26 protein-coding genes are annotated in these 25,556 nt (G+C 68.5%); 9 read left to right on the forward strand and 17 right to left on the reverse strand.

Features of this window, described 5'->3' with window-relative positions; translation table 11 throughout:
• Positions 1-166: 166 nt before the first annotated feature.
• Positions 167-442, forward strand: coding sequence for a hypothetical protein (locus tag AB7878_RS06690; protein WP_369493615.1), 276 nt, complete (start codon positions 167-169; stop codon positions 440-442).
• Positions 443-524: 82 nt separating this feature from the next.
• Here AB7878_RS06690 and AB7878_RS06695 read toward each other — a convergent pair whose 3' ends face one another.
• Together AB7878_RS06695 and AB7878_RS06700 are read right to left on the reverse strand one after the other, a co-directional pair.
• Positions 525-1,154, reverse strand: coding sequence for a trimeric intracellular cation channel family protein (locus tag AB7878_RS06695; RefSeq protein WP_369493616.1), 630 nt, complete (start codon positions 1,152-1,154; stop codon positions 525-527).
• 112 nt (positions 1,155-1,266) lie between these two features.
• Positions 1,267-1,593 (reverse strand): hypothetical protein, encoded by a 327-nt coding sequence (locus tag AB7878_RS06700; protein ID WP_369493617.1) that lies wholly within the window; start codon positions 1,591-1,593, stop codon positions 1,267-1,269.
• A 120-nt stretch (positions 1,594-1,713) separates the two neighbouring features.
• Here AB7878_RS06700 and AB7878_RS06705 point away from each other — a divergent pair, with 120 nt between their 5' ends.
• The 3 genes from AB7878_RS06705 (at position 1,714) to AB7878_RS06715 (ending at position 3,523) form a co-directional block, all read left to right on the forward strand.
• Positions 1,714-2,289: an RNA polymerase sigma factor gene (locus AB7878_RS06705; protein ID WP_369493618.1), complete on the forward strand. Its 576-nt coding sequence runs from the start codon at positions 1,714-1,716 to the stop codon at positions 2,287-2,289.
• Positions 2,286-2,753 (forward strand): hypothetical protein, encoded by a 468-nt coding sequence (locus AB7878_RS06710; RefSeq protein WP_369493619.1) that lies wholly within the window; start codon positions 2,286-2,288, stop codon positions 2,751-2,753. The genes AB7878_RS06705 and AB7878_RS06710 overlap by 4 nt, the downstream gene beginning before the upstream one ends.
• Positions 2,754-2,839: 86 nt before the next feature.
• Entirely contained in the window at positions 2,840-3,523 is a 684-nt protein-coding gene (locus AB7878_RS06715; protein WP_369493620.1) for a hypothetical protein, read from the forward strand.
• 19 nt (positions 3,524-3,542) lie between these two features.
• Here the strand turns inward: AB7878_RS06715 and dapB are convergent, their stop codons facing one another.
• Positions 3,543-4,400: a 4-hydroxy-tetrahydrodipicolinate reductase gene (dapB, locus tag AB7878_RS06720; protein ID WP_369493621.1), complete on the reverse strand. Its 858-nt coding sequence runs from the start codon at positions 4,398-4,400 to the stop codon at positions 3,543-3,545.
• A gap of 114 nt (positions 4,401-4,514) precedes the next feature.
• Here dapB and AB7878_RS06725 point away from each other — a divergent pair, with 114 nt between their 5' ends.
• The gene (locus tag AB7878_RS06725; RefSeq protein ID WP_369493622.1) at positions 4,515-5,207 is read left to right on the forward strand and encodes a hypothetical protein; all 693 of its coding nucleotides are present in this window, start codon (positions 4,515-4,517) and stop codon (positions 5,205-5,207) included.
• 76 nt (positions 5,208-5,283) lie between these two features.
• Here the strand turns inward: AB7878_RS06725 and lpdA are convergent, their stop codons facing one another.
• Positions 5,284-7,116, reverse strand: coding sequence for a dihydrolipoyl dehydrogenase (lpdA, locus tag AB7878_RS06730; protein ID WP_369493623.1), 1,833 nt, complete (start codon positions 7,114-7,116; stop codon positions 5,284-5,286).
• Positions 7,117-7,213: 97 nt separating this feature from the next.
• On the reverse strand, positions 7,214-8,917 hold the full coding sequence (gene aceF / locus AB7878_RS06735; RefSeq protein ID WP_369493624.1) for a dihydrolipoyllysine-residue acetyltransferase: 1,704 nt from the start codon (positions 8,915-8,917) through the stop codon (positions 7,214-7,216).
• Between the two features lie 243 nt (positions 8,918-9,160).
• Here aceF and AB7878_RS06740 point away from each other — a divergent pair, with 243 nt between their 5' ends.
• Both AB7878_RS06740 and AB7878_RS06745 read left to right on the forward strand, forming a co-directional pair.
• Positions 9,161-10,045 carry an ABC transporter ATP-binding protein gene (locus tag AB7878_RS06740; RefSeq protein WP_369493625.1) on the forward strand — a complete coding sequence of 295 codons (885 nt, stop codon included), beginning with the start codon at positions 9,161-9,163 and terminating at the stop codon, positions 10,043-10,045.
• Between the two features lie 24 nt (positions 10,046-10,069).
• Positions 10,070-13,669, forward strand: a complete 3,600-nt coding sequence (locus AB7878_RS06745) for a M1 family aminopeptidase (RefSeq protein WP_369493626.1) — start codon at positions 10,070-10,072, stop codon at positions 13,667-13,669.
• A gap of 516 nt (positions 13,670-14,185) precedes the next feature.
• On the opposite strand, the gene AB7878_RS06750 is transcribed toward AB7878_RS06745, so the two are convergent.
• The 9 genes from AB7878_RS06750 to AB7878_RS06790 form a co-directional block, all read right to left on the reverse strand.
• Positions 14,186-15,034, reverse strand: coding sequence for a mechanosensitive ion channel family protein (locus AB7878_RS06750; protein ID WP_369493627.1), 849 nt, complete (start codon positions 15,032-15,034; stop codon positions 14,186-14,188).
• Positions 15,035-15,261: 227 nt separating this feature from the next.
• Positions 15,262-16,086: a DUF2884 family protein gene (locus AB7878_RS06755; RefSeq protein WP_369493628.1), complete on the reverse strand. Its 825-nt coding sequence runs from the start codon at positions 16,084-16,086 to the stop codon at positions 15,262-15,264.
• A gap of 130 nt (positions 16,087-16,216) precedes the next feature.
• On the reverse strand, positions 16,217-16,543 hold the full coding sequence (locus AB7878_RS06760) for a DUF2845 domain-containing protein (protein ID WP_369493629.1): 327 nt from the start codon (positions 16,541-16,543) through the stop codon (positions 16,217-16,219).
• Between the two features lie 135 nt (positions 16,544-16,678).
• Entirely contained in the window at positions 16,679-17,122 is a 444-nt protein-coding gene (locus tag AB7878_RS06765) for a PA2169 family four-helix-bundle protein (protein ID WP_369493630.1), read from the reverse strand.
• 92 nt (positions 17,123-17,214) lie between these two features.
• A complete protein-coding gene (locus AB7878_RS06770; protein ID WP_369493631.1) occupies positions 17,215-17,964 on the reverse strand; it encodes a DUF2884 family protein in 750 nt (249 codons plus the stop codon).
• A gap of 128 nt (positions 17,965-18,092) precedes the next feature.
• A complete protein-coding gene (locus AB7878_RS06775) occupies positions 18,093-18,932 on the reverse strand; it encodes an energy transducer TonB (protein ID WP_369493632.1) in 840 nt (279 codons plus the stop codon).
• 61 nt (positions 18,933-18,993) lie between these two features.
• Positions 18,994-19,539: a hypothetical protein gene (locus tag AB7878_RS06780; protein ID WP_369493633.1), complete on the reverse strand. Its 546-nt coding sequence runs from the start codon at positions 19,537-19,539 to the stop codon at positions 18,994-18,996.
• The gene (locus AB7878_RS06785) at positions 19,539-20,081 is read right to left on the reverse strand and encodes a peroxiredoxin (RefSeq protein WP_369493634.1); all 543 of its coding nucleotides are present in this window, start codon (positions 20,079-20,081) and stop codon (positions 19,539-19,541) included. The genes AB7878_RS06780 and AB7878_RS06785 overlap by 1 nt, the downstream gene beginning before the upstream one ends.
• 97 nt (positions 20,082-20,178) lie before the next feature.
• A complete protein-coding gene (locus AB7878_RS06790; protein ID WP_369493635.1) occupies positions 20,179-20,637 on the reverse strand; it encodes a hypothetical protein in 459 nt (152 codons plus the stop codon).
• Positions 20,638-20,838: 201 nt separating this feature from the next.
• Between AB7878_RS06790 and AB7878_RS06795 the strand changes: the two genes are divergently transcribed.
• On the forward strand, positions 20,839-21,252 hold the full coding sequence (locus tag AB7878_RS06795; protein ID WP_369493636.1) for a universal stress protein: 414 nt from the start codon (positions 20,839-20,841) through the stop codon (positions 21,250-21,252).
• Positions 21,253-21,256: 4 nt separating this feature from the next.
• Here AB7878_RS06795 and AB7878_RS06800 read toward each other — a convergent pair whose 3' ends face one another.
• The 3 genes from AB7878_RS06800 to AB7878_RS06810 all read right to left on the reverse strand — a co-directional run bounded on the left by AB7878_RS06800 (position 21,257) and on the right by AB7878_RS06810 (position 23,566).
• Positions 21,257-21,709: a DUF6491 family protein gene (locus AB7878_RS06800; RefSeq protein ID WP_369493637.1), complete on the reverse strand. Its 453-nt coding sequence runs from the start codon at positions 21,707-21,709 to the stop codon at positions 21,257-21,259.
• 169 nt (positions 21,710-21,878) lie between these two features.
• On the reverse strand, positions 21,879-22,613 hold the full coding sequence (locus AB7878_RS06805) for a hypothetical protein (RefSeq protein WP_369495730.1): 735 nt from the start codon (positions 22,611-22,613) through the stop codon (positions 21,879-21,881).
• A 77-nt stretch (positions 22,614-22,690) separates the two neighbouring features.
• Entirely contained in the window at positions 22,691-23,566 is an 876-nt protein-coding gene (locus tag AB7878_RS06810) for a LytTR family DNA-binding domain-containing protein (protein ID WP_369493638.1), read from the reverse strand.
• Between the two features lie 157 nt (positions 23,567-23,723).
• Here AB7878_RS06810 and AB7878_RS06815 point away from each other — a divergent pair, with 157 nt between their 5' ends.
• Positions 23,724-25,529, forward strand: coding sequence for an FAD-dependent oxidoreductase (locus tag AB7878_RS06815; RefSeq protein WP_369493639.1), 1,806 nt, complete (start codon positions 23,724-23,726; stop codon positions 25,527-25,529).
• Positions 25,530-25,556 lie beyond the last annotated feature (27 nt).

Consider the following 25,556-nt stretch of genomic DNA (forward strand, 5'->3'; position numbering starts at 1 on the left):
GCACCGACAGGTTCCTGCGACCGCGCAACACCCCCCGAAACCGCAACACGCGAGATCGCTCTCGCACAGATCTTTCACGAATATCTGCTGTTCATCTTGCGGGCCGGGCACGGCTCTATCGTGGCTGCGCCATGCGCCGCATGGTTCACCCAGACCGAGGTATGCCATGACCAAGATCGTCACCGCTGCCCTGATCGCCGCCGCCTTCGCGTTGCCGATCTCGTACGCCACCGCTGCTCCGCAGCACGCCGGCGGCCACACCCCGCCCAGCCATGCGTCCATGCCCATGAACCAGGATGCGCATGGTGATGCGGTATCCGATGCCGCGCACACGGCCAAGGCGGACGACAGCAACGTCGGCAAGACCGTCAGCCCGGTTGCCAACGACAAGAACAAGGGCAAGCACACGGCCAAGGGCCACGCCAAGGGCCATCATCACTGAGCATCCTGCGCCCCTGGCGCGCGACGAGGGCCGGATCGCACGATCCGGCCCTTTTTGCGTGCCGACCGCGACCCGCGCGCAGTCAGGATCCGTCGTGTTTGCCCCCGAAACGCGGCAGGTTCCATCCATAGCGCAGCGAAACGAAGCGCAGCGCGAAGCACAACCCGATCGGCAACCAGGTCGCCCACAACGCTGGCCAGCCGAGCCGTTCGCCGAATACCGCCAGCGCGGCACCCGCGCAGGCGGCCGAGGCGTAGATCTCCTTCTGCAACACGACCGGCACGCGCGCCAGCAGCACGTCGCGCGCCAGGCCGCCGCCGATCGCGGTGGTCATGCCGAGCAGGATCGCGACCTCGGCGTTGTCGCCGAACAGCAGCGCCTTGTGCGCGCCGTACACCGCGAACAGGCCGAGGCCCATCGCGTCGAACAACCGCACCGGATAGGTCAGCCGCTCCACTTGTCGGTAGGCCACGATGGTGGCGAGCGCAGCGACCACCGCGGTGAGCAGGTAGCGCCAGTCCGACAGGCCCGCCGGCGGGATCGCGCCGATGCACAGGTCGCGCACGATGCCGCCGCCGCAGGCGGTGATGTAGGCGATCACCAGGATGCCGAACAGGTCGAGGTTGCGCCGCCGCGCCGCGACGGCGCCGCTGATCGCGAACGCGAAGGTGCCGGCCAGGTCGACGAGGTTGAACAGCAGTTGCTCGTTCATGTGGCCGGCTCAAGCGGGCATGCCGACGGTGCGGCGATGCCCGCCATTGAACCAGTTTTCCGGCCGGCGCGAAGTCTGCGGTCGGCGCGCGCCTCAGACTTCGCGCCGGCTCTCAACCGAGCTTGCGCGAGATCGCGAAGAACACCAGGTTGCCGAGGCCGGTGGCGCCCGCCAGCACGGCGATCATGCCGGGGGTGACGTCCTGCCAGCCGAACCACTGGATCAGGCCGAAGCCCAGCGCCACCGACAGCAGCACGATGCCCCAGCGCAGCGAGGAATGGCGGCGGCGCAGCTCCTCGTCGCGCAGCACCGAGGCGACCAGGTCGGCCGAGCCGCCGGCATCCAGCATGCGCCGGCGCGTTATCGCGTCCACGCAGACCTTGATGGCGTAGGTAATGCAGACAAACAGTGCAATCGGGACCAAGATCTCGGTATTCATGGATTCCTCCGTGTCGGGCAAGGGTGATGACGGGTTTCAGGTACATGGATACCAGTCACCAGCCAGCGGTTGCAGTCGACGTGCTGCAACCGTCGCGCGCCTGCGTGTATCTCTTGCGCCATGGATGACACCTACCCCTCCGACCGCGCCTTGGTCGACGCCGCGCTGGCCCATCGGCCAGGCGCGTTCGAACGTCTCGTGCGCGAGCACCAGGGGCTGTGCTGGCACATCATCCAGCGCATGGTGCGCAATCCGGAGGACACGCGCGAGCTGTGCCAGGACACCTTCCTGCGCGTGCACCAGTGCCTGCACCAGTACCGCGGCGAGAGCGCGCTGAAATCCTGGATCGGCCGCGTGGCGTACACCATCGCGCTGCGCCACCTGCAGCACAAGCGCATCCCGCTGGCCGAAGCGCACGACGACGACGGCGCGCCGCTGGTCGAAACCGTGGCCGACGACTTCGACCTGGAAGCCGCCTGGGCCGATGCGGAAACCGCGCAGCAGCTCCACCGCGCGATCGAAGCGCTGCCGCCGCTGCAGCGTACGGTGCTGACCCTGTACTACCTCGAGGAAAACACCATTCCCGAGATCGCCCACATCACCGGGCTGGCCAGCGGTACCATCAAGAGCCACTTGTTCCGGTCGCGCCTGCGCCTGCGCGAGGCGCTGGAAACCCGGACGGGAGTAGCCGCATGAACCACGATCTTCCTCCTTTCGACGATCCCGCCCGCGAGCGCGAATGGCTGGCGCAGGAACGTGCGCTCGACGCCGAGCGCCGCGGCCTGGCTCCGGCCGGCGACAACGCCCGCGTGCGCCGCTACCGCCTGCTGGCACGTGCGCTGCGCGAACCCATGCCCGTGGCGCTGCCGGCGGATTTCGCGCGGCGGATGGCTGCGCGGGTCACTGCTGCGCCAGTCCGACAGCATGCCGCCGAGGCGCGTCTCGAATCCACGCTGGCGAGCACGCTCGTCGTCATGCTGCTGGTCGCCGGCGGCGTGGTGCTCGCGTACTACGGCAGCGCCTGGCTGCCCGCCTTCCGCGGCCTGCTGCCCTCCTCCGGCACGCCCGCCACGGGCTGGCTGCTGGCGCTGGGCGGTTGCCTAGTCGCGTCCTGGCTGCTCGGGCTATGGCAGCGGCACATGCACGGCCCGACCGCCTGAGCCTCCGAACCGGCCGACACCCGGCGCCAACCGGAACCGTACGATCCGCTACGCTTCGCCGCTTTCCCGCCTGCGTCGGAGACCCCATGCACATCGAACCGCCGAACACCCGGCTGGCATCCATCCGGGATTTCGCCAAGCACTACCTGATGATCGTGCTCAGCATCCTCACCGCGCTGGGACTGGAGGCCTGGATCGAGCATGCGCACCATGCCCATGCGGCCGAGGCGGCCAGCCTGCACATCCGCACGGAACTGCAGGCGAACTTGGCCGACGTGCGTACCTCGATCAAGACCAACCAGGGCCTGGTCGCCCCTTTGCGGCAGCTCGACGACGCCGTCGCCAGGGACATCCGCGACGGCGTGCCCGCCGCGACGATCAACCAGTACATCCAGGCGCACAAGGAGGACTTCCGGCTCAGCATCAACTGGCCGACGTTCGCCTCGCAATCGTGGGACGTCGCCGTGGCCAACCAGTCGGCCAGCTGGATGGATGACGCCGTGTTGCGCCGCTATTCCGTGGCCTACGCCGACCTGCGCGAAACCTCGGACTGGATCAGCCACGACGGCACCTTGCTGATCGACGCGCCGGCCGTGGAGCGTCTGCGCACGCGCATCGCCCTGGGCGCCACCGTCGACCCGCTCGACTTCGTCAATGCCGCGCGGCAGATGATCAACACCTCCGCGGAAACCCAGTCCCACCTGCAGCAATTGGAAAGTCACCTCGTCACCGCGCTCGGCAAGGACGCAGAAAGCGGGGTGCACGGCTGAGGGGGCCGCAAGCAGCTCCCTAGAGTTCCAGCACCGCGTCCAGCCCGCGGTGCAGGCCGGTCAGCGTGGACACCTTGCGGATCGCCAGCAGCGCGCCGTCCACGTAGGGCTTGGCGCTGCCGCCGGCGTTGTGGCGGATGCTGAGGGTCTGGTCCGGCAAGCCGAAGATCGTCTCCGCGCCGAGCACGAAACCCGGCAGTCGCACCGCGTGCACCTGGCTGCCGGCCAGCGTGCCGCCGCGCGTCTCGCGCAGGCCCTTGGTCTGCTCCAGCGGCACTTCCAGCCGTGGCTGGCGCACCTTGCCCATGCGCGTGGCCAGCTCGCGCACCGTGCCGCTGGGCGCGTCCGGCTTGCCGGCGTAGGCGTAGTCGATGATCTCCCACTGCGGCAGGATCTTCGCCGCCATCTCGGAGAACTTGATCAGCAGCACCGCGGTGAGCGCGAAGTTGCCGCAGGCGAGCACGCCGCGACCGCGCTCGCGCGCCACCGCGTCGATCCGCGCATAGTCCTCGTCGCTGAGACCCGAGGTGCCCACCACCACGTGGGCGCCGTGTTCCAGCGCGGCGAGGATGTTCGCCCGCGCGGTGTCGGGATGGGTGTACTCGACGAACACATCGCAGCGCGCGGCCAGCGCCTCGGCGGCACTGGCGAACACCGGCGTGGTGATCGCAGCGTCACCCAGCGCCGTACCCAGCGGCTGGCCGGCATGGCGGCGCGACACCGCGGCCACCAGATCGAGATCGCTGTTCGCGGCGATGCCGCGCGCCAACTCGGAGCCGGCCCAGCCGGTGGCGCCGGCGAGACATACCTTCAGCGACATGGTCACCTCGCAGATTCGTGTGTTGCGCCGGAATGCGGCGTTCGTCGCATGCTTCATCAATAGGCTGCGGCTTGCGATGGTATCCGTGCCGGCATGGCACGTCATGTCCGAAGTCGCGTGCCGGGCGATCCGCTACGCTCTGCAGCTGGCCCGCCACTGTCGGAGTCCTCCGTGCACATCGAACCGCCGAACACCCGACTGGAATCCTTCAGGGATTTCGCCAAGCACTACCTGATGATCGTGCTCAGCATCCTCACTGCGTTGGGGTTGGAGGCTTGGATCGAGCACACCCACCACGTCCATGCGGCGGCCATGGCCAGCGCGCAGATCGAGGCAGAGCTGGGCGCCAACCTCGCCGACATCCGCAAGATGCACGAGGCCGACGTGCAGCGCCTGAAGGTGCTGACGCAGCTGGACGACTACCTGATCCAGGCCGTGAAGGATGGCACCGATGCCGCAGCCGTCCGGCAGCACGTCAACGAACAGACGAAGGGTCATTTCTTTCTCGGACTGTATTTGCCGGAAATGCGCCACGAAGCCTGGGACGTGGCTGTCGCCAACCAGTCGGCAGGCTGGATCGACGCCAACCGGCTGCGCCACTACGCCACGATCTTTGCCGACCAGAGCGAGTTCGAACGACGCATCTCGTTCAATACCAGCGTCAACCTGCTGGGATCGCGAATGAACGATGTCGATGCCGGCCTGAGGGCCGGCACGATCCAGCCACTCGAGATGATGAATGCCGTGAATTCCATGGACTCCTCGATAGGCGACACGGTCGTCGCGCTGAATTCCCTGGAACGGGCATTCAAGCTTGAGATGCCCGACCTCGTCGCGGCGTCGCCTGCTGCGCCTCGGCACTGAACATCGCCATCACCTCAACAGTTGGCACGCACGAAAAAGCCCGGCCGAAGCCGGGCTTTTTGCGAAACGCCGAAGCTTATTTCTTCTTCGGGATGTACAGGTCGGTGATGGTGCCTTCGTAGACCTCGGCCGCCATGCCCACCGATTCGCCCAAGGTGGGATGCGGGTGCACGGTGAGCGCAATGTCGGCGGCTTCGGCGCCCATTTCCACGGCCAGCGCCAGCTCGGAAATCAGGTCGCCGGCGTTCACACCGACCACGGCGCCGCCCACGATGCGGTGCGTCGCCTCGTCGAAGATCAGCTTGGTGAAGCCCTCGGTGCGCGCGATGCCGATGGCGCGGCCCGAAGCCGCCCACGGGAACTTGCCCACGCCCACCTTGAGGCCCTTCTCCTTCGCCTCGCGCTCGGTGACGCCGACCCAGGCCACTTCGGGATTGGTGAAGGCCACCGACGGGATCACCCGCGCGTCGAAATACGCCTTGTGGCCCGCTGCGACTTCCGCCGCCACGTGCGCCTCGTGCACCGCCTTGTGCGCCAGCATGGGCTGGCCGACAAGGTCGCCGATGGCGAAGATGTGCGGCACGTTGGTGCGCAGCTGCGTATCGACGTTGATGAAGCCGCGCTCGGTCACCGCCACGCCGGCCTTGTCGGCGCCGATCTTGCCGCCGTTCGGTGAGCGGCCCACCGCCACCAGCACGCGGTCGAACACGGTGGTTTCGGGAATGCTCTCGCCCTCGTAGCCCACCTCGATGCCCTTCTTCGTGGCCTTGGCGGCGACCACCTTGGTCTTCAGGTGGATGCCCTTGAGCTTGCCGCCCAGGCGCTTGGCCAGCGGCTTGACGAGATCCGCGTCGGCGCCGGGGATGATCTGGTCCATGAACTCGACCACGGTCACTTCGCTGCCCAGCGCGGCATACACGGTGGCCATCTCCAGGCCGATGATGCCTCCGCCCACGACCAGCAGCTTGCCCGGCACGTCCTGCATTTCCAGCGCGCCGGTGGAATCCATCACACGCTCGTCGTCCCACGGGAACGTCGGCAGGCGCACCGCCTGCGAACCCGCGGCGATGATCGCCTGCTCGAAACGGATCAGCTTCACGCCTTCGGCCGTCTGGACTTCCATTTCATGCGGCGACACGAACGCGCCGGTGCCCTGCACCGTGCGCACCTTGCGCTGCTTGGCCATGCCCGCGAGGCCGCCGGTCAACTGGCCCACCACCTTGGTCTTGAACCCGCGCAACTGGTCGAGGTCCAGCTTGGGCTTGCCGAAACTGACGCCGTGCGCGGCCATCGCCTCGGCCTCGTCGATCACCGCGGCGGCGTGCAGCAGCGCCTTGGAGGGGATGCAGCCCACGTTGAGGCAGACGCCGCCCAGCGTGTCGTAGCGCTCCACCAGCACGGTGTCGAGGCCGAGGTCGGCGGCGCGGAACGCGGCGGAGTAGCCGCCGGGGCCGGAGCCGAGGACGACGAGCTGGCAGGAGATGTCCGGCTCTTTTCCGGTAACAGCCGCCGCCTGCGGCGCGTTTGCACCCTCTCCCCTTTGGGGAGAGGGTTGGGGTGAGGGGCGGGTGCTCGCGGGAATGCTGACCTGAGGCGAGGCCGAACCCTCTCCCCCGACCCCTCTCCCGGAGGGAGAGGGGAGCGGAGCGGGAGCGGGAGCTGCGGCGGCATCGGTTTCGAGCAGCAGGATCACCGCGCCCTCGGACACCTCGTCGCCCACCTTCATCTTGAGTTCCTTCACCGTGCCGGCAGCACTCGATGGCACTTCCATCGTGGCCTTGTCCGACTCCAGCGTGATCAGGCTCTGTTCCTTCGTCACCGTGTCGCCGGCCTTCACCAGCACCTCGATCACCGGCACGTTGTCGTGGCCGCCGATGTCGGGGACTTTCACTTCTATCGTGTTCGCCATGGGGAATCCTTGAATTGCTATGCGCTGCGCGTGTGGGCTCGTCGCGAGCCTGCCCTCTCCCCGGCCCTCTCCCGCAAGCGGGAGAGGGGGACAACCGTCAGAGGAGCAGGCGGCGGATGTCGCCGAGCTGCTTCGCGACGAACACGGCGAAGCGGGCGGCGAGCGCGCCGTCGATCACGCGGTGGTCGTAGCTGAGCGACAGCGGCAGCATCAGGCGCGGCGCGAATTCCTTGCCGTTCCACACCGGCTTCATCGAGGCCTTGGAGACGCCGAGGATGGCCACTTCCGGCGCGTTGACGATGGGTGTGAACGCGGTGCCGCCGATGCCGCCCAGCGAGCTGATCGAGAAGCAGCCGCCGGACATGTCGGCCGGACCCAGTTTCTTGTCGCGCGCCTTCTTCGAGATCTCGCCCAGCTCGCGGGCGAGGTCGAGCAGGCCCTTCTTGTCCACGTCGCGGATCACCGGCACCACCAGGCCGTCGGGCGTGTCCACCGCAATGCCGACGTGGAAGTACTTCTTGAGGATCAGCTTCTCGCCGGTTTCGTCCAGCGAGGCGTTGAACTGCGGGTATTCCTTCAGCGCCGCCACCACCGCCTTCATCTGGAACACCAGCGGGGTGATCTTGAGGTCCCCTTCCTTGGACGACTTGACCTCCTCGCCGAGCTTCTTGCGGAAGGCCTCCAGCTCGGTGATGTCGGCGTCTTCGTGCTGGGTGACGTGCGGGATCATTGCCCAGTTGCGCGCGAGGTTGGCGCCGGAGATCTTCTGGATGCGCGAGAGCGGCTTCTCCTCCACCGGACCGAACTTGGCGAAGTCCACCTTCGGCCACGGCAGCAGGTTGAGCCCGCCACCCGCCGCGACGGCGCCGCCGCTCACCGGTCGCGCGCCCGAGGCCAGCGCGTGCTTGACGTAGGCGCTGATGTCCTCGCGCACGATGCGGCCGCCACGCGCGCTGCCCTTCACCTGGTGGATGTCCACACCCAGCTCGCGCGCGAACGCGCGTACCGCGGGGCTGGCGTAGGGCGCGTCACCCGGCATCACGATGTTCGCGTCGAACGGCGGGCGCGCCTGCGGCGGCACGTCGCCCTCCGGCGCATGGCCCGGCTCGGCGCGGCGACTCGGTGCAGGCGCTTCCGCCGCCATCGGGGCCTCCGCCCTGGCCGGCGCCGGTGCCGCGGGGGCCGGCGCGGCGGCGCCGCCGTCCGCACCTTCGATCAGCGCGATCAGCGCGCCCTCGGAGACCTCGTCGCCCACCTTCAGCTTCACTTCCTTCACCGTGCCGGCAAACGGAGCGGGCACTTCCATCGTGGCCTTGTCCGATTCCAGCGTGACCAGGCCCTGGTCCTTGGTAACGGTGTCGCCGGCCTTCACCAGCACCTCGATCACCGGCACGCCCTCGTGGCCGCCGATGTCGGGCACGCGGGCCTCGCGCACGCCGCCGCCGGCCGCGGCCTTGGGCGCTTCGCTGCGGCTCGGCTCGGCTGCCTTCGCGGGAGCGGGAGCCGCTGCCTTCGGCGCTTCCGCCGGCGCGGGTGCGGGTGCCGGCTTCGCGGCGGCGCCATCGGCCTCGATCAGCGCGATCACCGCGCCCTCGGAGACCTCGTCGCCCACCTTCAGTTTCACTTCCTTCACCGTGCCGGCGAACGGCGCGGGCACTTCCATGGTGGCCTTGTCCGACTCCAGCGTGATCAGGCTCTGTTCCTTCTCCACCCGGTCGCCGGGTTTGATCATCACCTCGATCACCGGCACGTTGTCGTGGCCGCCGATGTCGGGTACGCGGGCTTCTTGGATGTCGGCCATGGTGTCTCCTGCGAATGGCGAGGGCAGACCGCGCGGGGGACAGAGGGGCGGCCGCAAGGCTTCCATCATAGCGAACGGGGGGCCGTCGCGGCAGCTTTCAAAGCCATCCGGTACGCATGCGCATACGTATGCATGCGTATGCGCCACGTGACGAAAGTCCCGTGACGTGAGGCCCATGCGGCCCACGGATCGGCTCGGCCACACTGTGCCTGCCTGCCATCGCCGCCACGGCACAAGGAACCCATGCTCCGCATCCGCCAGCTGTCCAAGACCTACGCCAACGGCGTGCGCGCATTGCGCGACATCTCGCTGGACATCCCGAACGGCATGTTCGGCCTGCTCGGGCCGAACGGCGCGGGCAAGTCCACGCTGATGCGCACGATCGCCACGCTGCAGGACCCGGACGAGGGCAGCATCCACCTGGACGACATGGACCTGCTGGCCGACAAGCAGGCCACTCGCCACCTGCTGGGCTACCTGCCGCAGGAATTCGGCGTGTATCCGAAGGTGTCGGCCGAGGCGATGCTGGACCACTTCGCAGTGCTGAAGGGCGTCACCGCGAAGGGCGAGCGGCGCGAGCTGGTGGAGGCGCTGCTGCGCCAGGTGAACCTGTGGGACGTGCGCAAGCGCAAGCTGGGCAGCTACTCCGGCGGCATGCGCCAGCGCTTCGGCATCGCCCAGGCGCTGATCGGCGACCCGCGCCTGGTGATCGTGGACGAACCCACCGCGGGCCTCGACCCGGAGGAGCGCAACCGTTTCCTCAACCTGCTCGCGGAGATCGGCGAGCGCGTGGTGGTGATCCTCTCCACCCACATCGTGGAAGACGTCACCGACCTCTGTCAGCGCATGGCGATCATCGGCCAGGGCCAGCTGCTGCTGGCCGGCGAGCCGCGCGAGGCGATCCGCGCGCTGGAAGGCCGGGTCTGGCGACGCACGATCGACAAGGGCGAACTGGACGGCTACCGCGCCCGCATGAACATCCTCTCCACCCGCCTCGCCGGCGGCCGCACCCTGCTGCACGTGCTGGCCGACGGCCTGCCCGAGACAGGCTTCGAGCCGGTCGCCCCCGACCTGGAAGACGTGTACTTCGGCCGCCTGCGCGCGCAGGCCACCACGCGCGCCGCCTGACACCGCCTTCCGGGAATGCAGCCCATGTTCTTCGAGATCCTCCGCTTCGAGCTGCGCCAGCAACTGAGGGCCCCGCTGTTCTGGATCATCGCCTTCGTGTTCGCGGCGCTGGCCTTCCTGTTCGCCAGCACCGACGCGGTGGTGGTCGGCGGCGCCAGCGGCAACGTGCTGCGCAACGCGCCGCTGGTGATCGTGCGGCTGCTCGACAACCTCGCGCCGCTGTGCCTGCTGCTGGCCGCCGCGTTCGTGGCAGGTGCGGCGCTGCGCGACTTCGACCACGGCACCGCCGAGCTGGTGTTCGCCACGCCGCTGCGCAAGCGCGCCTACCTGGGCGGGCGCTTTGCGGCGGGCTACCTGGTGATGGTGGCGATCATGCTGCTGTGCGCGCTGGGGCTGGCTGCGGGCGGAAGCATGCCCTGGGTCGATGCGGCGCGGCTGGGTCCGCCGAACTGGCACGGCTACGCTTGGGCGTTCGGCGTGATGGTGCTGCCGAACCTGCTGTTCATCGCCGCCGTGCTGTTCCTGCTCGCCACCGCCACGCGCTCGCTGCTGGCCACGCTGATCGGCGTGATTGCCTTCATCGTGCTGCTCTCGATCGCCAAGCTGCTGACCCAGGACGTGAACAACCACGCGTTGGCGGCGATCCTCGACCCGTTCGGCGGCCGCACGCTGCAGATCGTCACGCGCTACTGGGCGCCGGAACAGATCAATCGCCAGCTGCCGCCGCTGGCCGGCCTGCTGCTGTTCAACCGGCTGCTGTGGAGCGGCGTCGCGGTGCTGCTGGCCGGCACCGCGTTCGCGCTGTTCCGCGCCGACCGCGAAGGCTTGCGGCTGCGTCGGCGCGTGCAGCGCGCCGAACCGCCGCTGCTGCGGCCGGCCGCCACCGCCACCGAGCTGACCCTGCCCGCGGTTCGACTTTCCGCCGACTGGCGCGCACGCCTGGTGCAGTTGTGGCGACTGCTGGCGTTCGACACCGCCAGCGTGCTGCGCGGCGTGCCGTTCCTGGTGATGCTGGTGTTCGGCCTGGTCAACCTGGCGTTCTCGTTGGCGCTGTCCGGGCGCATCTACGGCACCGCCACGTATCCGGTGACGCACAGCGTGCTGGAGTTGATCGCCGGCAGCTCGCAATGGCTGCTGTACATCATTGTGATGTTCTACGCCGGCGAACTGGTGTGGCGCGAGCGCGCACAGCGCAGCGCCGAGGTCAGCGACGCGTTTCCGCTGCCGGACTGGATCGCGCTGGCCGCCAAGCTCGGCGCACTGCTGGCGGTGATCGTGACGTACCTGCTCGCCGGCGCCGTATTCGGCATCGCCTGGCAGCTGGCCCACGGCTACAGCCACATCGAGCCAGGGCTGTACCTGGGCACGCTGGCGCTGCAGGCGATCCCGTTCGCGCTGCTGGCGGTGCTGGCGCTGTTCCTGCAGGTGGCCACCGACAACCGCTACCTCGGCTACCTGCTGGTCATCGTCTGGTTCGTCTGCCAGCTCGCTTTCCCCTGGTTGCACTGGGACCACAACCTCTACAACTACGCCGCCGCGCCCGACGTGCCGTATTCGGACTTGAACGGCTTCGGCCACTTCCTGGTCGGCGCGCTGTGGTTCGACGCGTACTGGGCCTGCCTCGCACTGGCGCTGCTGGTGCTGGCCGCGCTGCTGTGGGTGCGTGGCACTGGCCAGGGCTGGCGGGAACGCCTGCGCGAGGCGCGCGCGCGGCTGCGTCCCGCGCTCGCGGCGGTGCTGGCCGCCACGCTGCTCGGCTTCGCGGGCCTGGGCGGCTGGATCTACTACAACACCAACGTGCTCAACCATTACGCGAACGGCACGACGCAGAAGCGCGAGCGCGCCGACTACGAGAAGCAGTACGCGCAATACGCCGGGCTGCCGCAGCCGCGCATCGCCGCGGTACAGGCCGACGTGGACATTTACCCGTACCAGCGCGAGCTGCACATCCGTGCGCACTACACCTTGGTCAACCGGCACGACGTGCCGGTGACCGAGCTGCTGGTGAACTACGCCGACGGCTTCGCGCCGAAGACGCTGGCCTTCGCGCCGCATGACACCATGAGCTTCGACCGGCGCCTCGGCGTGGCGATCTACAAGCTGAAGACGCCGCTGGCGCCCGGCGCCACGATGCCGTTCGACTTCGACATCGACTACGCGCCCAAGGGCTTCACCAACGACAGCGGCGAGACCTTCCTGGTGCACAACGGCACGTTCTTCAACAGCGGCAAGCTGCCGCAATTCGGCTACCAGCCCGGCAACCAGCTCACCGACCGCAACGACCGCCGCAAGTACGGACTGAAGCTGGACGTGCCGCGCATGCCGCCGCTGGGCGACGAGGCCGCACGCGCCAATACCTACATCTCGAACGACGCGGACTGGATCAGCTTCGACACCACCGTTTCCACCACCGCCGACCAGATCGCGCTGGCGCCCGGCACGCTGCAGAAGGAATGGACGGCGGGCAATCGCCGCTACTTCCACTACGCCACGCTCGATGATGGCAGGCAGCAGCCGATGCTGAACTTCTACTCCTGGCTGTCCGCGCGCTACGCGGTGAAAAGCGAAGACGCGGCCGGCGTGAAGGTGTCGGTGTACTACAACCCGGCGCATGCCTGGAACGTGGGTCGCATGCTGGAGGCCGCGAAGGATTCACTGGCGTACTACGACGCCCACTACACGCCCTACCAGTTCAAGCAGCTGCGCATCCTGGAGTTCCCCGGCTACATGTCCTTGGCGCAGAGCTTCGCCAACACCATTCCGTTCTCCGAGAGCATCGGTTTCATCGCCGACCTGCGCGACCAGAGCAAGATCGACTACGTGTACTACGTCACCGCCCACGAGGTGGCGCACCAGTGGTGGGCGCACCGGGTGATCGGCGCGGACATGCAGGGCTCGACCATGCTCAGCGAATCGCTGGCGCAGTACAGCGCGTTGATGGTGATGAAGCACAAGTACGGCGCCGACCAGATGCGCAAGTTCCTGAAGTACGAGCTGGACAGGTACCTGATGGGCCGCGCCACCGACAAGGTGGCCGAGGAGCCGCTGGCGAAAGTGGAGAACGAGCAATACATCCACTACAACAAGGGCTCGCTGATCTTCTACGCGCTGCAGGACTACGTGGGCGAGGACAAGCTCGACGCCGTGCTGAAGCAGTTCCTGCTCGACAAGGGCTTCCAGCAACCGCCCTACACCACCTCGAAGGAATTCGTGGCCGCGCTGTCCGCCGCACTGGGGCCCAAGTGGCAGCCGCTGCTCGACGACTTCTTCTGGAAGATCACCTTGTTCGACAACCGCATGCTCGACGCCAGCGCGAAGCAGCTGCCCGACGGCAGGTACGAGGTGACGATGAAGGTGCACGCCGGCATGGCCTGGGCCGACGGCAAGGGCAAGGAGACCCAGGCCGCCCCGAACATCCCGATCGCCATCGGCGTGTTCGCCGCCTCGCCCGGCGGCGGCAGGGACGGCAAGCCGCTGTACCTCGAAAAGCGCATGCTGCCCGACGGCGACAGCACCATCACCGTCACCGTGGACGGCAAGCCCGCGATCGCCGGCATCGACCCCTACAACGAACTGATCGACAAGGTGCCCGCCGACAACCGCAAGCCGGTGACGCTGCAGTAGGGGGCCTTGAGCCGCTTGCGCCGCGGCCTGTAAGGCTGCACGTATCGCCTTGACTCCCTCCCCTGCATGCAGTGGCAGGGTTGGTTTTGGGATTTGTCGCAAGCGACAAAGCGGTTTCGAGCCGCTGCCGCGGCCCGAGTTACTTTTCTCTTGCGCGGCCAAGAGAAAAGTAACCCAAAGAGAAGGCCGCCCCGGTTGGCGCTTGCCGTCCATCCATGGACGGCAAGTCCGTGAGACGGGGTCGGGCTTTTCGAGCGGGCATCCTGCCCGCGCGAAAAGGCGAGCCCATCCATGGACTCGCCCGCTGCGCGGCCTGTCGTCCCCGCCTCACCGCCGCCCAGGGGCCCCGGAAGAGCGGCGCGCATCCTGCGCGCACTGCTCGAAAAGCCGGATCAAAAACACAGTGCAAGAAGCTTTTTGGTCACTTTCTCTCGGGCACGCGAGAGAAAGCGACTCGGGCGCCGGCAGGCGCCCGAAACCGCTTCGTCGCTTGCGCAAGCACCCCCAGTGTCATGGTCACGGCGCTCCCGCGCCACCCTTTACCGCCCCCTGCACCACACTCACCTCGTGCGCCGTCGCCGGCAAACTCAACTCGCCGGCGTCGATGCGCTGTTTCACCGCGCGCAGCAGCGCGGTTTGCGTGGCCCACACGTCGGGGCTCTTCACCCAGCCGCGCAGCACCAGGGTCACGGTCTGCCCGGCGATACCGTCCACCCACACGCCGGGCGCGGGCTCGGTCAGCACCAGCGGCTCGTCCGCCAGCACCTGCTGCAGTGTGGCCATCGCCTGCGTGAGGTCATCGCGCCAGCCCACGCCGATCTTCAGGTCGACCCGGCGCGTGCCGCGGCGGTTGAAGTTGAGGATGGCGTCGCTGCCCACCTTGGCGTTGGGCACCGCCGCTTCGCGGCCGTCGGGCAGCAGCACTTGGGTGTACATCAGGTCGATGCTCTGCACGGTACCGTCGATGCCGCCGGCGGTGACGTAGTCGCCCACCCGGAACGGCCGGAACATGATCAGCAGCACACCCCAGGCGAGGTTGGACAGCGAACCTTGCAGCGCCAGACCGATTGCCAGGCCGGCGGTGCCCAGCGCGGCCACCATCGGCGCCGGCGACACGCCCAGCGCGGCGAGCACCATTGCCACCAGCACCGCGATCAGCACGCCGTAGATCAGGTTGCGCAGGAAACCACCCAAGGTGTCGTCCACCTTCGCGCGACGCAACGCACGCTGGCTGAAATTCGCCAGCCGCGCGGCCAGCCACGCGCCGATCAGCAGGATCAGCAGCGCGCCGAGCAGGCGTGGACCGACGCTGGCCACGATGGCGGAGAGATCCACGGAGGCAAGACGGGTCGACAATTCGTGCATGGCGGTCGCTCGGAAAGACTGGCAAGGAGCCTAGCAGCAGGGCCGTGTCCGCCGCGTCCCCGCCCCTGCAGCCAGCAGACAAAAAATCGCCAAGAGCGACAATGACATCGCGCAGCGATGGCCCGAAGGGCGACCGCCAAGGATGGTGGTCATAAAAAAATGCCGCGGGCGGCATCACGCCGGGCGCGGCATGTCACCGTGCGGGGAGCGCACGGATCCTGGGGGTATCAGCGCGTGGCGACTGCGTCGTCGTCCGCGCCGCTCTGGCTGTCCCTGCCCTTGCGATCCCGGTTGTCCGTCAGCAGTTGCAGCGGCTGGCCATCGGCGAGCCGGAAACGGAACTGCTGCTGCAGTTCGTCCAGCTCCGCCAGACGCGGGCAGATCGCCTTGGCGCGCGCCTCCAGCTGGCCCGAGCGCGCCTGCATCTCCTTTTCCATCGACGCGTCGATCGAATCGGCGCGGGCCTCGAGTTCGTCGGCGCGGCCGGTGAACAGCGACCACATCACGCTGCGCGTGAGCGCGCTGGCCAACTGGTTGCTGGCCTTGTCGACCGGCTGCTCGATCGCGTCGGCGAAGTCCTGCTGGCTCCAGTGCGCGGCATCGATGCTGGCGTCCGTGCCGCGCAGTGCCTGCACCCGCGACTGGTTGAGCTCGCGCACCAGCGCATCGCGGCGATGCTGGCTGCCACCCAGCGTGGCGGCCACCGTGGTCAGCGCATCGAACGCGATGCCCACGGCCTCGTGCGCGATGCCCGCCATCTCGGGCAGCAGGTTGCGCATGCCCGCTTCGTAGCGGCGCAGCCGCGCCGCATCCTCCGCCGACACCGTGACCGGCCGGCCGTCGATGCGCAGCGTGCCGTCGTGCATGAAGACCTTGCCCGGCTGCGTGCCACTGCGGCTGAAGTCGATGCCGGCCGGCGTCACGCGCACGTCGTAGTTGCTGTTGTAGCCGCACTGGTTGCCGCGCACGTGGACCCCGTCCGCCTGCACTGGCAGGCCGAGGGCAAGGCTGAGCGCGAGGACAAGCGTGGCGACTGTGCGATGTCCGGACATGCAAACCTCCCGTGGTCTGATGCCGGCTGCGAGCACCGGCATGCCCGGAAGCTTCAGTTACGCAGTCCCCAGCGGCATGCGCCATGCGTCATGCCCTGCCATCAGTCACGGTTTGCGTGGCGCGAAACCGTCAGTAGCTGCGCTCGTCGATGTCGCTGACGCGACCGTCGACCAGGGTGACCACGATCACCTTGCCGTTGCGCCGGTATTGCCACTGCTCACCGTGCGTCGCGCTGGCGGAGACGCCGCGCGCGCGCTTGCCGTGGCGGCCGCCGCTGCGGGAGGTGCCTTGGTGCGACTTGTGTGTGGGCTTGCCGAGCAGGGCGCTCACCGTGGCCGCGCTGTCGCCCACCACCAGCACGCGGTTGCCCACGCGCAGGCTGTCGGAGGCGGCGGCGCCGGTAGCGCAGGTGAACAGGATGCAGGCCAGCAGGCTGGCCAGTCGGTGACGATGCATGGCACGCTCCCCGTGCGACGGACAAGAGCATGCAAGCTAATGCGGACGCCGCGACGTCGGCGACGGCAGGATGCCGGGGATCGGGTGGGCGTGCCGCCCGCGCGTGTGTCGGCGCGTGCCGTCAGGCGCGTGCCGTCAGGAATGGGCGGGGCCGGCCAGGCTGTGCATGTCCAGATGGATGCCGCGCAGGCGCGGCAGCTGCCGGCGCAGCACCTTGGCCGAGTCCTCGGGCAGGCCGGCAATCGCCCGTTCGAAGGCCCGCAGCAGGCCCGACTCGTCCTGCGCCAGGGCGTGGATCCAGGCGCTGTCGCGCCGCGCGGCGGTGCGCGCCATGCCGTCCACCAGTCGGCAACGCAGCGCGGCGCGCCAGCTGCCGTGCATGCGCGGCACGCCGCCGGCCAGCGTCACCTCGTGCTGCAACTCGACGACCATGGCGGCGAGCGCCTGGGCATCCTCGTCCAGCACCGCGCGCAGACCCGGTTCGCTCACCGCGAGGGCGGCATGACGATACAGGCGGCACAGGTCGATGCCACGGCGGATCAGCTGGTTGCAAGTGGTGCAGATGACGCTCGAGGCCACGGTCGCCCCCGATCGGGCGGTGAGGTTGATGGCGTCATCCTCGCCCACGGCTACTTAGCCGGAGATTAATCCGCGTCAGGGAGATGTCACGCTCACTGGCCGATCTGCAGCAAGTCCAATGGCCGGCCCTTGCTGTCGCGCACACCTTGCTGCAGCGTGGCCAGCTGGCGGATCGCCGGACACAGCGCCTCGATCTGCGGCCGCAGCGCCTGCATTCGCTGGCGCATGCGCGGCTCCAGTTGCGTGGCAAGGTTCGTGGCGCGGTCGCGCAGGCTGGCCGCGGTTTGCAGGTCGCCGCTCATGGCGGCGGTGAGCGCCTGCTGGCCAAGGTCGGCCGCGATCAACGGCAGCAGATCGCTCTCGATCTGGTTGACGTACTGGTCCATCGCGCCGCCTTGCCAGTCGTGCGTGCTGTTGCTGGCCGCGATGCGCTGCTTGAGGCTGGCCGCGTCGGCCGCCAGCCGCTGGTCGAGTTGCGCCCGCGTATCGGCGCCGAGGCCCATGCCCGCCGCTTCCTCGCGCAGGCCCTGCGCCGCAATGTCCACGCCGTGCTGCGCCACCGTGCGCACGCGCGGCGCCAGCGCGCGCAGGTCGCGCTCGAACAGGCTCATCCGGTCCTGCTCCTCGGCATTCAGCGGCACCGCCACGCCATCGGTGCGCAACGCGCCTTGGCCCAGTTCCACTCGCGTGGGTGCGGGCGAAGGACGGTCGAACAGCACGCTGCCCGGCCGCAGCGTCACGTCGTAGCTGCTGGTGGCGTGGCAGGTGGTAGCGAGGTCCTGCGCCTGCAATGGCAACGCGGCGAACAGCAGCAGGAACAGCGGCAGACGACAGAGGCGCATCGGGAGGATTCCGGGAATGGGATAGCGCAGCGATACCCGCGACCGGGGCAACCCATGCTGAACATGTGGCGCATCGGCACAAAGACGCCCTCGCGAACCGGAGCGCGTTCCGTCCGTCACCAGCTGGCTCAGGCGCCCTTGATGGGCGTCAGCAGGCGCAGATCGTGGCCAACCTGATCGATGTCGCCGTCCGGCAAGGCATCGGCCCCGCCTGACATCAGCTTGTTGTCCAGCCACGGGATCAGCTGCACCGGCCCGGGCACGTAGACATTCCACTGGCCATAACCGACGCGGGTGGAATAGCCGTTGATCCGGAGATTGAAGGTCACCGGTACCCGGACCACGCGATACGGCGACGCGGCGTCCGTCGCCGGGCTGAACGTCCAGCGACTGGCGGTGGCCACCGAGACCGATGCCAGCCGATCACGCCACTGCTTCATCTGGACATCGCTGCCGATCTCGCCAAGGTTCACCTGCTCGGCGGCGGCATCGGCCACCTTGCCCGCGGCATCCACGCGCAGCGCCAGATACACCGTGCCGGTCACGTGCTCGCGTATGGCCTCGGGCGGATACACCGGCGGCCGCCGCTGCACGGACTTGATCGCGTGGTCGTCGTTCCGATCACCGAAGTGGGTGGCGGCAACGGTAATGCTGTAATTGCCGTCGCCCAACGGCTTGGCGACGATGCGCAGGCTCATCGCCGCCTTGGCGATGGCCGGCTTGCCATCCACCACGATCGGCTCGAATTTCCAGATCGGGATGGCCTTGACCAGCAGGCCCTTCACCGCAGAGGGCAGTTCATTCGGATGGTCGAGCACGTACTGCGCCACGCTACCGTCCGGCGCCACCTCGATCGTGCCGGTAACCAGCATGCTCGCCTGCACCCGCTTGCTCGCCGCACCCGGCCCAGCAGCCAGCGCCGCACCCGACAGCACCATGCACAACAACCCCGGCAACCAGCGTTTCATCCCTGCCCCTCCCTGACTGCACGATGGACCGATTCGGAAACGTGTCCTGCGCTACCACCGCTCAGCGCCGATGGCGAAATTGCGAGCGCACCGCTGGCGTGCCCAGCCGCCAGGCCAGCCACAGCAGCACGGGGATCGCGATGGCCTTCAGCCCCAGCGTGATGCGGTAGACGCGGCGGGCGTGCACCACGGCGTTGCGCAGGGTCGCGTCGTTGCCGAGCTGGGCCAGCGCGTCGGCGCTGGCGCGATGGAACTGCGGCCATTGGGCCAGCATCATGCCGCCGCTGGCAAGCGCCCACAGCACCAGCACGCCGCAGGCCACGCGCAGCGGTGCGCGCGCCCAGGCCTGGCGCAGGATGCAGCCGGCGCACAGCACGATCAGCACGAACGCGGCCAGCAGGTAGCCGATGTCCCAGGCCAGCATGCGTTGCAGCGCGGCGCCGTCGTCCGGCGACAGGCCGGCGCGATGCGCCCACAGGAGATCTGCATGACTGAGGTATTGCACGCTGCCGAACGCGGCCAGCAACAGCATCAGCCAGACCAGCACGCGCCAGGCCGCGAAACCGCGCGCGGTGGAACCGGATTCGGCCCGGGACATCACCGCCATCAGGGCGCCGCCTTCTTCATGGCGGCGAGGTCGGTGAGCACCTGGCTGGAGTTCGCCTTGGGGTCGACGTCGGCATAGACCTTGGCGATCCTGCCCGCGGGGTCGATCAGGAAGGTGGTGCGCTTGGCGTAGTGCATGCCCACCATCGAGGACAACACGCCGTATGCGGTGGCCGCCTGATGCGCAGTGTCGGCGAGCAGCGGGAACGGCACGTGGTACTTGGCGGCGAAATCGGCATGCGACTTCACGTCGTCCAGGCTCACGCCGACCACCGAGGCGCCGGCCTGGCGCAGCTTGGCGACGTCATCGCGGAAGGTGCACACCTCGGTGGTGCAGCCAGGGGTGAAGTCCTTGGGATAGAAGTACAGCACCAGCCAATGGCCGTGATAGTCGGCGGGGCTGCGCCAGTGGCCGTTCTGGTCCTGCAGCCGGAAACCGGGCGCGGCGGCGCCGACCTGGGGCAACGCATCGGCGGCAACGACGGGAGCGGCCAGCAGGCCGCACAGCAGGGTCAGCACGAACAGCAGCGACAGGCGACGCATCGCGGTTCTCCGGGAGGGGGCAGCGCCGCCCAGTGTACGCCGCCGCGCAAACGAAGGGCGCCGCGCGGCGCCCTTCGAACCCTCCTGCCGCGCCGCTTCAGCGATGGCTGATGGTGAACTTGCCCACCGACACGCCGAGGTTGATGCCCTCGCCGTGGCCGGCCAGCGCCAGCGAGGTGGTGCCCTTGGTCAGCACCTGCGCGGTGCCGCTCTTCACCACGCCGGCTTCGGCGCCGGCCTGCGCATAGTCGCCGAACACGTCGTCGATGCCGCGCACATGGGTGATGTCGCCGGTGCCGTGGTCGATGCGGTACTTGCCGGCGGTGAGGCCGCCGCCGATCATCACGATCTTCACTTCGGCCTGCTGGCCGTTCTCGCAGCGCACGGTGCCGCTGCCTTCGGCGTGCTTGTAGAGGATCGACCAGCCCGAGAGGCTGAAGGTGAGGTGGCACTTCACGTTCGCCTCGGCGGCGTGGACGGGGGCGGCCGGCACGGCTACCAAGGCACCCGCACCGAGCAGCAGGGCGGCGGTCAGGGCGAGAGTGTGCTTGCTCATCGGCTTCTCCTTCAGTGGCGCAATCTGGCGCGGGATCCGTTTCCATCCGGTTGCCCGGCGGAACGTGCGATCCAGCTTCGACAGCCCTCCGTGACGTGCACGTGAGCCGCGCGTGCGTCCGTTCATCTTGATGTTCCGCTAACGCGGTGCCGTTCAGACTCCTTCACCAAACGACGATGTTTCGCCGCGACAGGAGCCAGCATGCCCAAGTATTCACTGGTCGGTTACGACGGCTCGGACGCCGCGCGCCGCGCGTTCGCGTTCGCGATGGAACTGGCACGCGCCTGCGGCGGCCGGGTGCGCGTGGTGTCGGTGCTGCAGGTGGCCGAGGGCGGCGACACCTGCGCGCTGATGATGACCGACTCCGGCACCCAGCGCCTGCAGGAACTGAAGGACGAACTGGCCGCGATCGCGCCGGATGCCGCCAGCCTGGTCGATGTCGAATTGACCCACGGCAGCCCCGGCGACGTGCTGCTCAGCCAAGTCGGCCAGCACGGTATCGACCACATCGTGATCGGCCACACCGAGCGCGGCGCGCTGGCGCGCTGGCTGCTCGGCTCGGTCTCCACCAACGTGCTGGCGCGCGCCCACGTGCCGGTGACGGTGGTTCGCTAGAGGTCTACTTTTGCGCTGCGTCGGCGGCCGGCTGCCGCGGCTCGGATTCGATCTTGCGCTGCGCCTGCTGTTCCAGCTTCAGCTTCGCCACGTCGACCGGCCGGATCCTGGAGATGAAGCACGGCGGAAAGCCGCGACCGGTGAGCACCTTGTCGAAGTTCACCGACACCTCGCCGGTGAACGAGGTGAGTCCGATCGCATTGGCGAATTCCAGGTTCGGGCAAGGCCCCACGTCCAGCAGCCAGGCGCGGTTCGGCTGGGCGTAGACGGCCAGCTGGCTGTCACCCAGCGGCTCCCACGAGTACAGGTCGAAATAATGGAAGCTGCGCACCGGCGCGCCGGCCGCCGCCGCGTAGGCGGCTTGGCGCTGGGCCATCCGCTGCGCATACGGCACGCTGGAACACGCGCCCAACGTCGCCGCCAGTGCAACGGCCATCCACGAAGCTTTGCGAGACATGGCTGCTTCCTCCATTCGTCGATAGGCACTGGAACGCGCGAACGGTCGGTGGGTGCACCAGAAAGCAGGAAGTGAGTGAAAAGGGGGGAGGAGTGAGAGAAAGCAGATCCGGCGGTGCGCCCCAGCCCTTCTCTCACTCCTCACTCCTCTCCACTCACTCCTCTCCCGCCTATTTCCTGCCCTTCTTCGGCAGCGCCTGCCACTGGTCCAGCACGAAACCGCCGACCTCGTAGACCAGCTCCACCTTCTTCTCGCCGTCCTGCAGGGTGACCGGCAGGCTGATCTTCTTCGCCTTCTCCAGCGCCGCGATGAAGCCCTTGTCGTCGCGGATCATCAGCGCCGGTTCGCCGGTGGACGGCGCGTAGGCCTTGATCGCGCGTGTCTTGTCGTCGAACTTCGCCGCGATCGTGCACTCGCCCTTGCAGACGAAGCCGCCATGGCCGTCGTTGAACAGGAACGCGCTCTGGCCCCAACTGGTGTGCCGACGCAGCACCAGCCGCACGTGCACGCCGATCGGCCGGCTGTTGTAGGTCGCCGCGGTGGATTGGGTGCCGCCGGCCATCGGCGCCACCTGGTACTGCCACAGCGCGGCGAGGCGCGCCTTCTCGCTGTTCTCCTTCCAGCGCTGCTCGACCTCGGGCAGGGTCTGCTGCACCTCCTTCGCCGCGGCGCTGTCGGGGAAGCGCTGCACGATGTCCTGGCCCAGCGTCGCCGCCATCTGGTCGTTGTGGATGCGCAGCAGCTGGCGGTAGGTGTCGAGGTTGCGCGCCGCTTCGGCGGCCTTGGCCTGCGCCTGCTGCTGCGCGGCGTCCGGCGCGGGCGCGCCGCCCTGCGAGCAGCCGGCGAGGATCAGCGTGCCGGCAAGGGCGGCAAGAACGAGGTGGCGGGGCGATGGCACGTGCATCATCGGCAGAGCATCCGGAGCGGAACCAGGGAGCTAGCTTGGAACGAGCGCGCGCCGCGACGCAAGCGCGGCTTGGTTCACTCGGCCGCCGCCGGCTGGCCGTAGCGCTCGCGCAGCGTGACGCGATAACGCCGGCTGCACGGGATGGTGGTGCCGTCGCGCAGGTGCAGGCGCGCGTCGCCGGTGTCCAGCGGCTCGATCTCGGCGAGGTAATCGAGGTTGACGAAGTAGCCGCGGTGCACGCGCAGGAAGCGCGCCGGGTCCAGCCGTACCTCGATCGCCGCCATCGTGCTGCGCAGCGGGTAGTCGCGCCCGCGCACGCGCAGGTTCACGTAGTTGCCCGCGGCCTGCAGCCACTCGATCTCGCGTGCGGCGAGCAGGAACTCTTTGCCCAGCTTGCGCACCAGGAAGCGCTCGGGCCGTTCCACCGGCTCCACCGGCAGGCCGTCGTCCGGCTCGGCCAGCAGCTTCGCCTCGCCCTGCCGGCGCAGCCGCCACAGGCGATAGAACGCCAGCATGGCCACGATCAGGAAATAACTGCGCACGTCCTTGAGGTACTCGTAACCGAAATTGATCCACCACGCGCCGAAGTCGTAATGCCAGCCGCCCACGGCATAGGCCAGCTTGCGCAGGCCCACCATGCCGCCCACGTGGACCAGGCTGAACACCACGCTGGCCGCCAGGTGCAGCGGAACGCGGCGCTGCCAGTCGTCGAGGCGAATCGGCCAGCGCCGCTCGAAGGCGACCACCGCGGGCAGCAGCGCCAGGATCAGGAGCCCGCTGCTGCACTCCCACGACCATGGCATCCAGGCCGGCAGCTCCGGATGGCTGAGCTGCGCATCCACGCCGTTGAACACGGCATTCAGTGCAACGAACAGCAGCCAGAAACCGACCGTGACCGGCCTTGGCCAAGGCCGGAAAACCCCGTGTTCGACATCCGCCTGTCCGTTCATGCCGACGATTCTACGTGCATGCGGCGACAGCCCACGCGACCCGTCCCACGGCGGCGTCGGCTCGTCCCTGCCGCCCGCGATCCGTCACCCCGCACTGGGCGAGGCACGGACATGGGGTCATCCTGCCAGCGGATCGGACCCGACCCGGAGCGACACGATGAACAGACGCGACCTGTTGAAGGCAGTGGTTACCCTGCCCTTGCTGCCCCTGCTGATGCGCAGCGGCGGCGCCCTGGCGCACGGCGCCGGCAAGCTGGCGACGGCGCTGCGCTCGCGGGTGCGTCCGGGGCAGCCGGGCTGGCCCACGGCGGCGGAATGGAACCGACTGAAACAGGACGTCGGTGGCCGGCTGCTGAAGCTGGAGCCGCCGTTCGCGCAAGGCGCCGCATCGCCGGCGCTGAAGCAGTTGGACAACCCGTTCGCGGTAGGCGACAACCCCGCGCTGACCCAGACCAGCGGCTGGGCCGATGCCTGGGCTTCGCAACCCAGCGCCTGGGCGGTGGCGGCGGAAAACACCGCCGACGTGGTCGCCGCCGTCGATTTCGCGCGCAAGCACCACCTGCGCCTGGTGGTGAAGGGCGGCGGCCACAGTTACCAGGGCACCTCGGACGCGCCGGATTCGCTGCTGGTGTGGACCCGCCACATGAACCAGGTGAACCTGCACGACGCCTTCGTGCCGCAAGGCTGTGCCGGGCACGTGGCGCCGCAACCGGCGGTGAGCGTGCAGGCGGGTGCGATGTGGATCGACGCCTACGACGCGGTAACCACCCGAGGCGGCCGCTACGTGCAGGGCGGCGGCTGCACCACGGTGGGCGTGGCCGGGCTGGTGCAGAGCGGCGGCTTCGGCAGCCTGTCGAAGCGCTGGGGCACCGCGGCATCCAACCTGCTGGAGGCGGAAGTCGTCACCGCCGACGGCCAGATACGCATCGCCAATGCCCGCACGAATCCGGAGCTGTTCTGGGGCCTCAAGGGCGGCGGTGGCGGCAGCCTGGGCGTGGTCACGCGGCTGACTTTGCGCACCTTCGAGCTGCCCGAGTTCTTCGGCGGTGTCGGTCTCATCGTCAAGGCTGACTCCGACGCGGCCTATCGCGCCCTGATCGCCGCGGCGGTGAGCTTCTACCAGCGCGCACTGTTCAACCCGCACTGGGGCGAGCAGATGAAGTTCTACGGCGGCGACACCCTCGACATCTCCATGATGTTCCAGGATCTCACCCAGCAACAGGCCGAACAGACCTGGGCACCGTTCCTTGATTGGGTAAAGGCCCGCAAGGATTGCCGCATCACCAAACCGTTCCAGGCGCTCGCGGCACCGGCCCGACACCTCTGGGACGCCGAATTCCTGCGCAAGTACCTGCCGAGCGCCATCGTGTCGGACAGCCGGCCAGGAGCCGCCCGTGACCATTTCCTGTGGGCCGGCGACCATGGCCAAGTGGGCTGGTTCATCCACGGCTTCCAGTCGGCTTGGCTGCCGGCCACGCTGCTGCAGCCGGGGCGACAGGCGCAACTGGCGGATGCCTTGTTCGAGGCCTCGCGGCACTGGGGTTTCTCCCTGCACTTCAACAAGGGACTGGCCGGCGCACCGGCCGACGCGATCGCCCGCGCCCGCGACACCGCAACCAACTCGCAAGTGTGCGAGGCCTTCGCGCTGGTGATCTGCGCCTGCAGCGGCGACCCGGCCTTCCCCGGCATGCCCGGACCCGGGCCTGATCTTGCGACGGCGCACACGCAGTCGGCGAAAGTCGCCGCGACGATGGACGCGCTGCTCAAGGTGGCGCCGGGCGCCGGCTCCTACGTCTCGGAGAGCGACTACTTCCTGCGCGATTGGCAGCAGCGATTCTGGGGCGGCAACTACCCGCGGCTCGCCGCGGCGAAGCGCAAGTACGATCCCGACGAGCTGTTCTTCGTGCACCACGGCGTCGGCAGCGAGGGTTGGAGCGCGGACGGCTTCACACGCACGGGCTGATCGTGTCGTGCCGCCACATGCCTGTCG

Source organism: Rhodanobacter humi (assembly GCF_041107455.1).
In the GTDB taxonomy this organism is placed as follows: Bacteria; Pseudomonadota; Gammaproteobacteria; order Xanthomonadales; family Rhodanobacteraceae; genus Rhodanobacter_A.

Bases quoted from the DNA above. Each gene is read 5' to 3' on its own strand.
- AB7878_RS06770 (WP_369493631.1), bottom strand. From the start codon at position 17,964: ATGCGCCTCTGTCGTCTGCCGCTGTTCCTGCTGCTGTTCGCCGCGTTG.
- AB7878_RS06695 (WP_369493616.1), bottom strand. From the start codon at position 1,154: ATGAACGAGCAACTGCTGTTCAACCTCGTCGACCTGGCCGGCACCTTC.
- AB7878_RS06745 (WP_369493626.1), top strand. From the start codon at position 10,070: ATGTTCTTCGAGATCCTCCGCTTCGAGCTGCGCCAGCAACTGAGGGCC.
- AB7878_RS06785 (WP_369493634.1), bottom strand. From the start codon at position 20,081: ATGCGTCGCCTGTCGCTGCTGTTCGTGCTGACCCTGCTGTGCGGCCTG.
- AB7878_RS06775 (WP_369493632.1), bottom strand. From the start codon at position 18,932: ATGAAACGCTGGTTGCCGGGGTTGTTGTGCATGGTGCTGTCGGGTGCG.
- AB7878_RS06780 (WP_369493633.1), bottom strand. From the start codon at position 19,539: ATGGCGGTGATGTCCCGGGCCGAATCCGGTTCCACCGCGCGCGGTTTC.
- aceF (WP_369493624.1), bottom strand. From the start codon at position 8,917: ATGGCCGACATCCAAGAAGCCCGCGTACCCGACATCGGCGGCCACGAC.
- dapB (WP_369493621.1), bottom strand. From the start codon at position 4,400: ATGAAGCATGCGACGAACGCCGCATTCCGGCGCAACACACGAATCTGC.
- AB7878_RS06710 (WP_369493619.1), top strand. From the start codon at position 2,286: ATGAACCACGATCTTCCTCCTTTCGACGATCCCGCCCGCGAGCGCGAA.
- AB7878_RS06815 (WP_369493639.1), top strand. From the start codon at position 23,724: ATGAACAGACGCGACCTGTTGAAGGCAGTGGTTACCCTGCCCTTGCTG.
- AB7878_RS06750 (WP_369493627.1), bottom strand. From the start codon at position 15,034: ATGCACGAATTGTCGACCCGTCTTGCCTCCGTGGATCTCTCCGCCATC.
- AB7878_RS06800 (WP_369493637.1), bottom strand. From the start codon at position 21,709: ATGTCTCGCAAAGCTTCGTGGATGGCCGTTGCACTGGCGGCGACGTTG.
- AB7878_RS06760 (WP_369493629.1), bottom strand. From the start codon at position 16,543: ATGCATCGTCACCGACTGGCCAGCCTGCTGGCCTGCATCCTGTTCACC.
- AB7878_RS06740 (WP_369493625.1), top strand. From the start codon at position 9,161: ATGCTCCGCATCCGCCAGCTGTCCAAGACCTACGCCAACGGCGTGCGC.
- AB7878_RS06715 (WP_369493620.1), top strand. From the start codon at position 2,840: ATGCACATCGAACCGCCGAACACCCGGCTGGCATCCATCCGGGATTTC.
- lpdA (WP_369493623.1), bottom strand. From the start codon at position 7,116: ATGGCGAACACGATAGAAGTGAAAGTCCCCGACATCGGCGGCCACGAC.
- AB7878_RS06705 (WP_369493618.1), top strand. From the start codon at position 1,714: ATGGATGACACCTACCCCTCCGACCGCGCCTTGGTCGACGCCGCGCTG.
- AB7878_RS06790 (WP_369493635.1), bottom strand. From the start codon at position 20,637: ATGAGCAAGCACACTCTCGCCCTGACCGCCGCCCTGCTGCTCGGTGCG.
- AB7878_RS06700 (WP_369493617.1), bottom strand. From the start codon at position 1,593: ATGAATACCGAGATCTTGGTCCCGATTGCACTGTTTGTCTGCATTACC.
- AB7878_RS06805 (WP_369495730.1), bottom strand. From the start codon at position 22,613: ATGCACGTGCCATCGCCCCGCCACCTCGTTCTTGCCGCCCTTGCCGGC.
- AB7878_RS06690 (WP_369493615.1), top strand. From the start codon at position 167: ATGACCAAGATCGTCACCGCTGCCCTGATCGCCGCCGCCTTCGCGTTG.
- AB7878_RS06795 (WP_369493636.1), top strand. From the start codon at position 20,839: ATGCCCAAGTATTCACTGGTCGGTTACGACGGCTCGGACGCCGCGCGC.
- AB7878_RS06810 (WP_369493638.1), bottom strand. From the start codon at position 23,566: ATGAACGGACAGGCGGATGTCGAACACGGGGTTTTCCGGCCTTGGCCA.
- AB7878_RS06755 (WP_369493628.1), bottom strand. From the start codon at position 16,086: ATGTCCGGACATCGCACAGTCGCCACGCTTGTCCTCGCGCTCAGCCTT.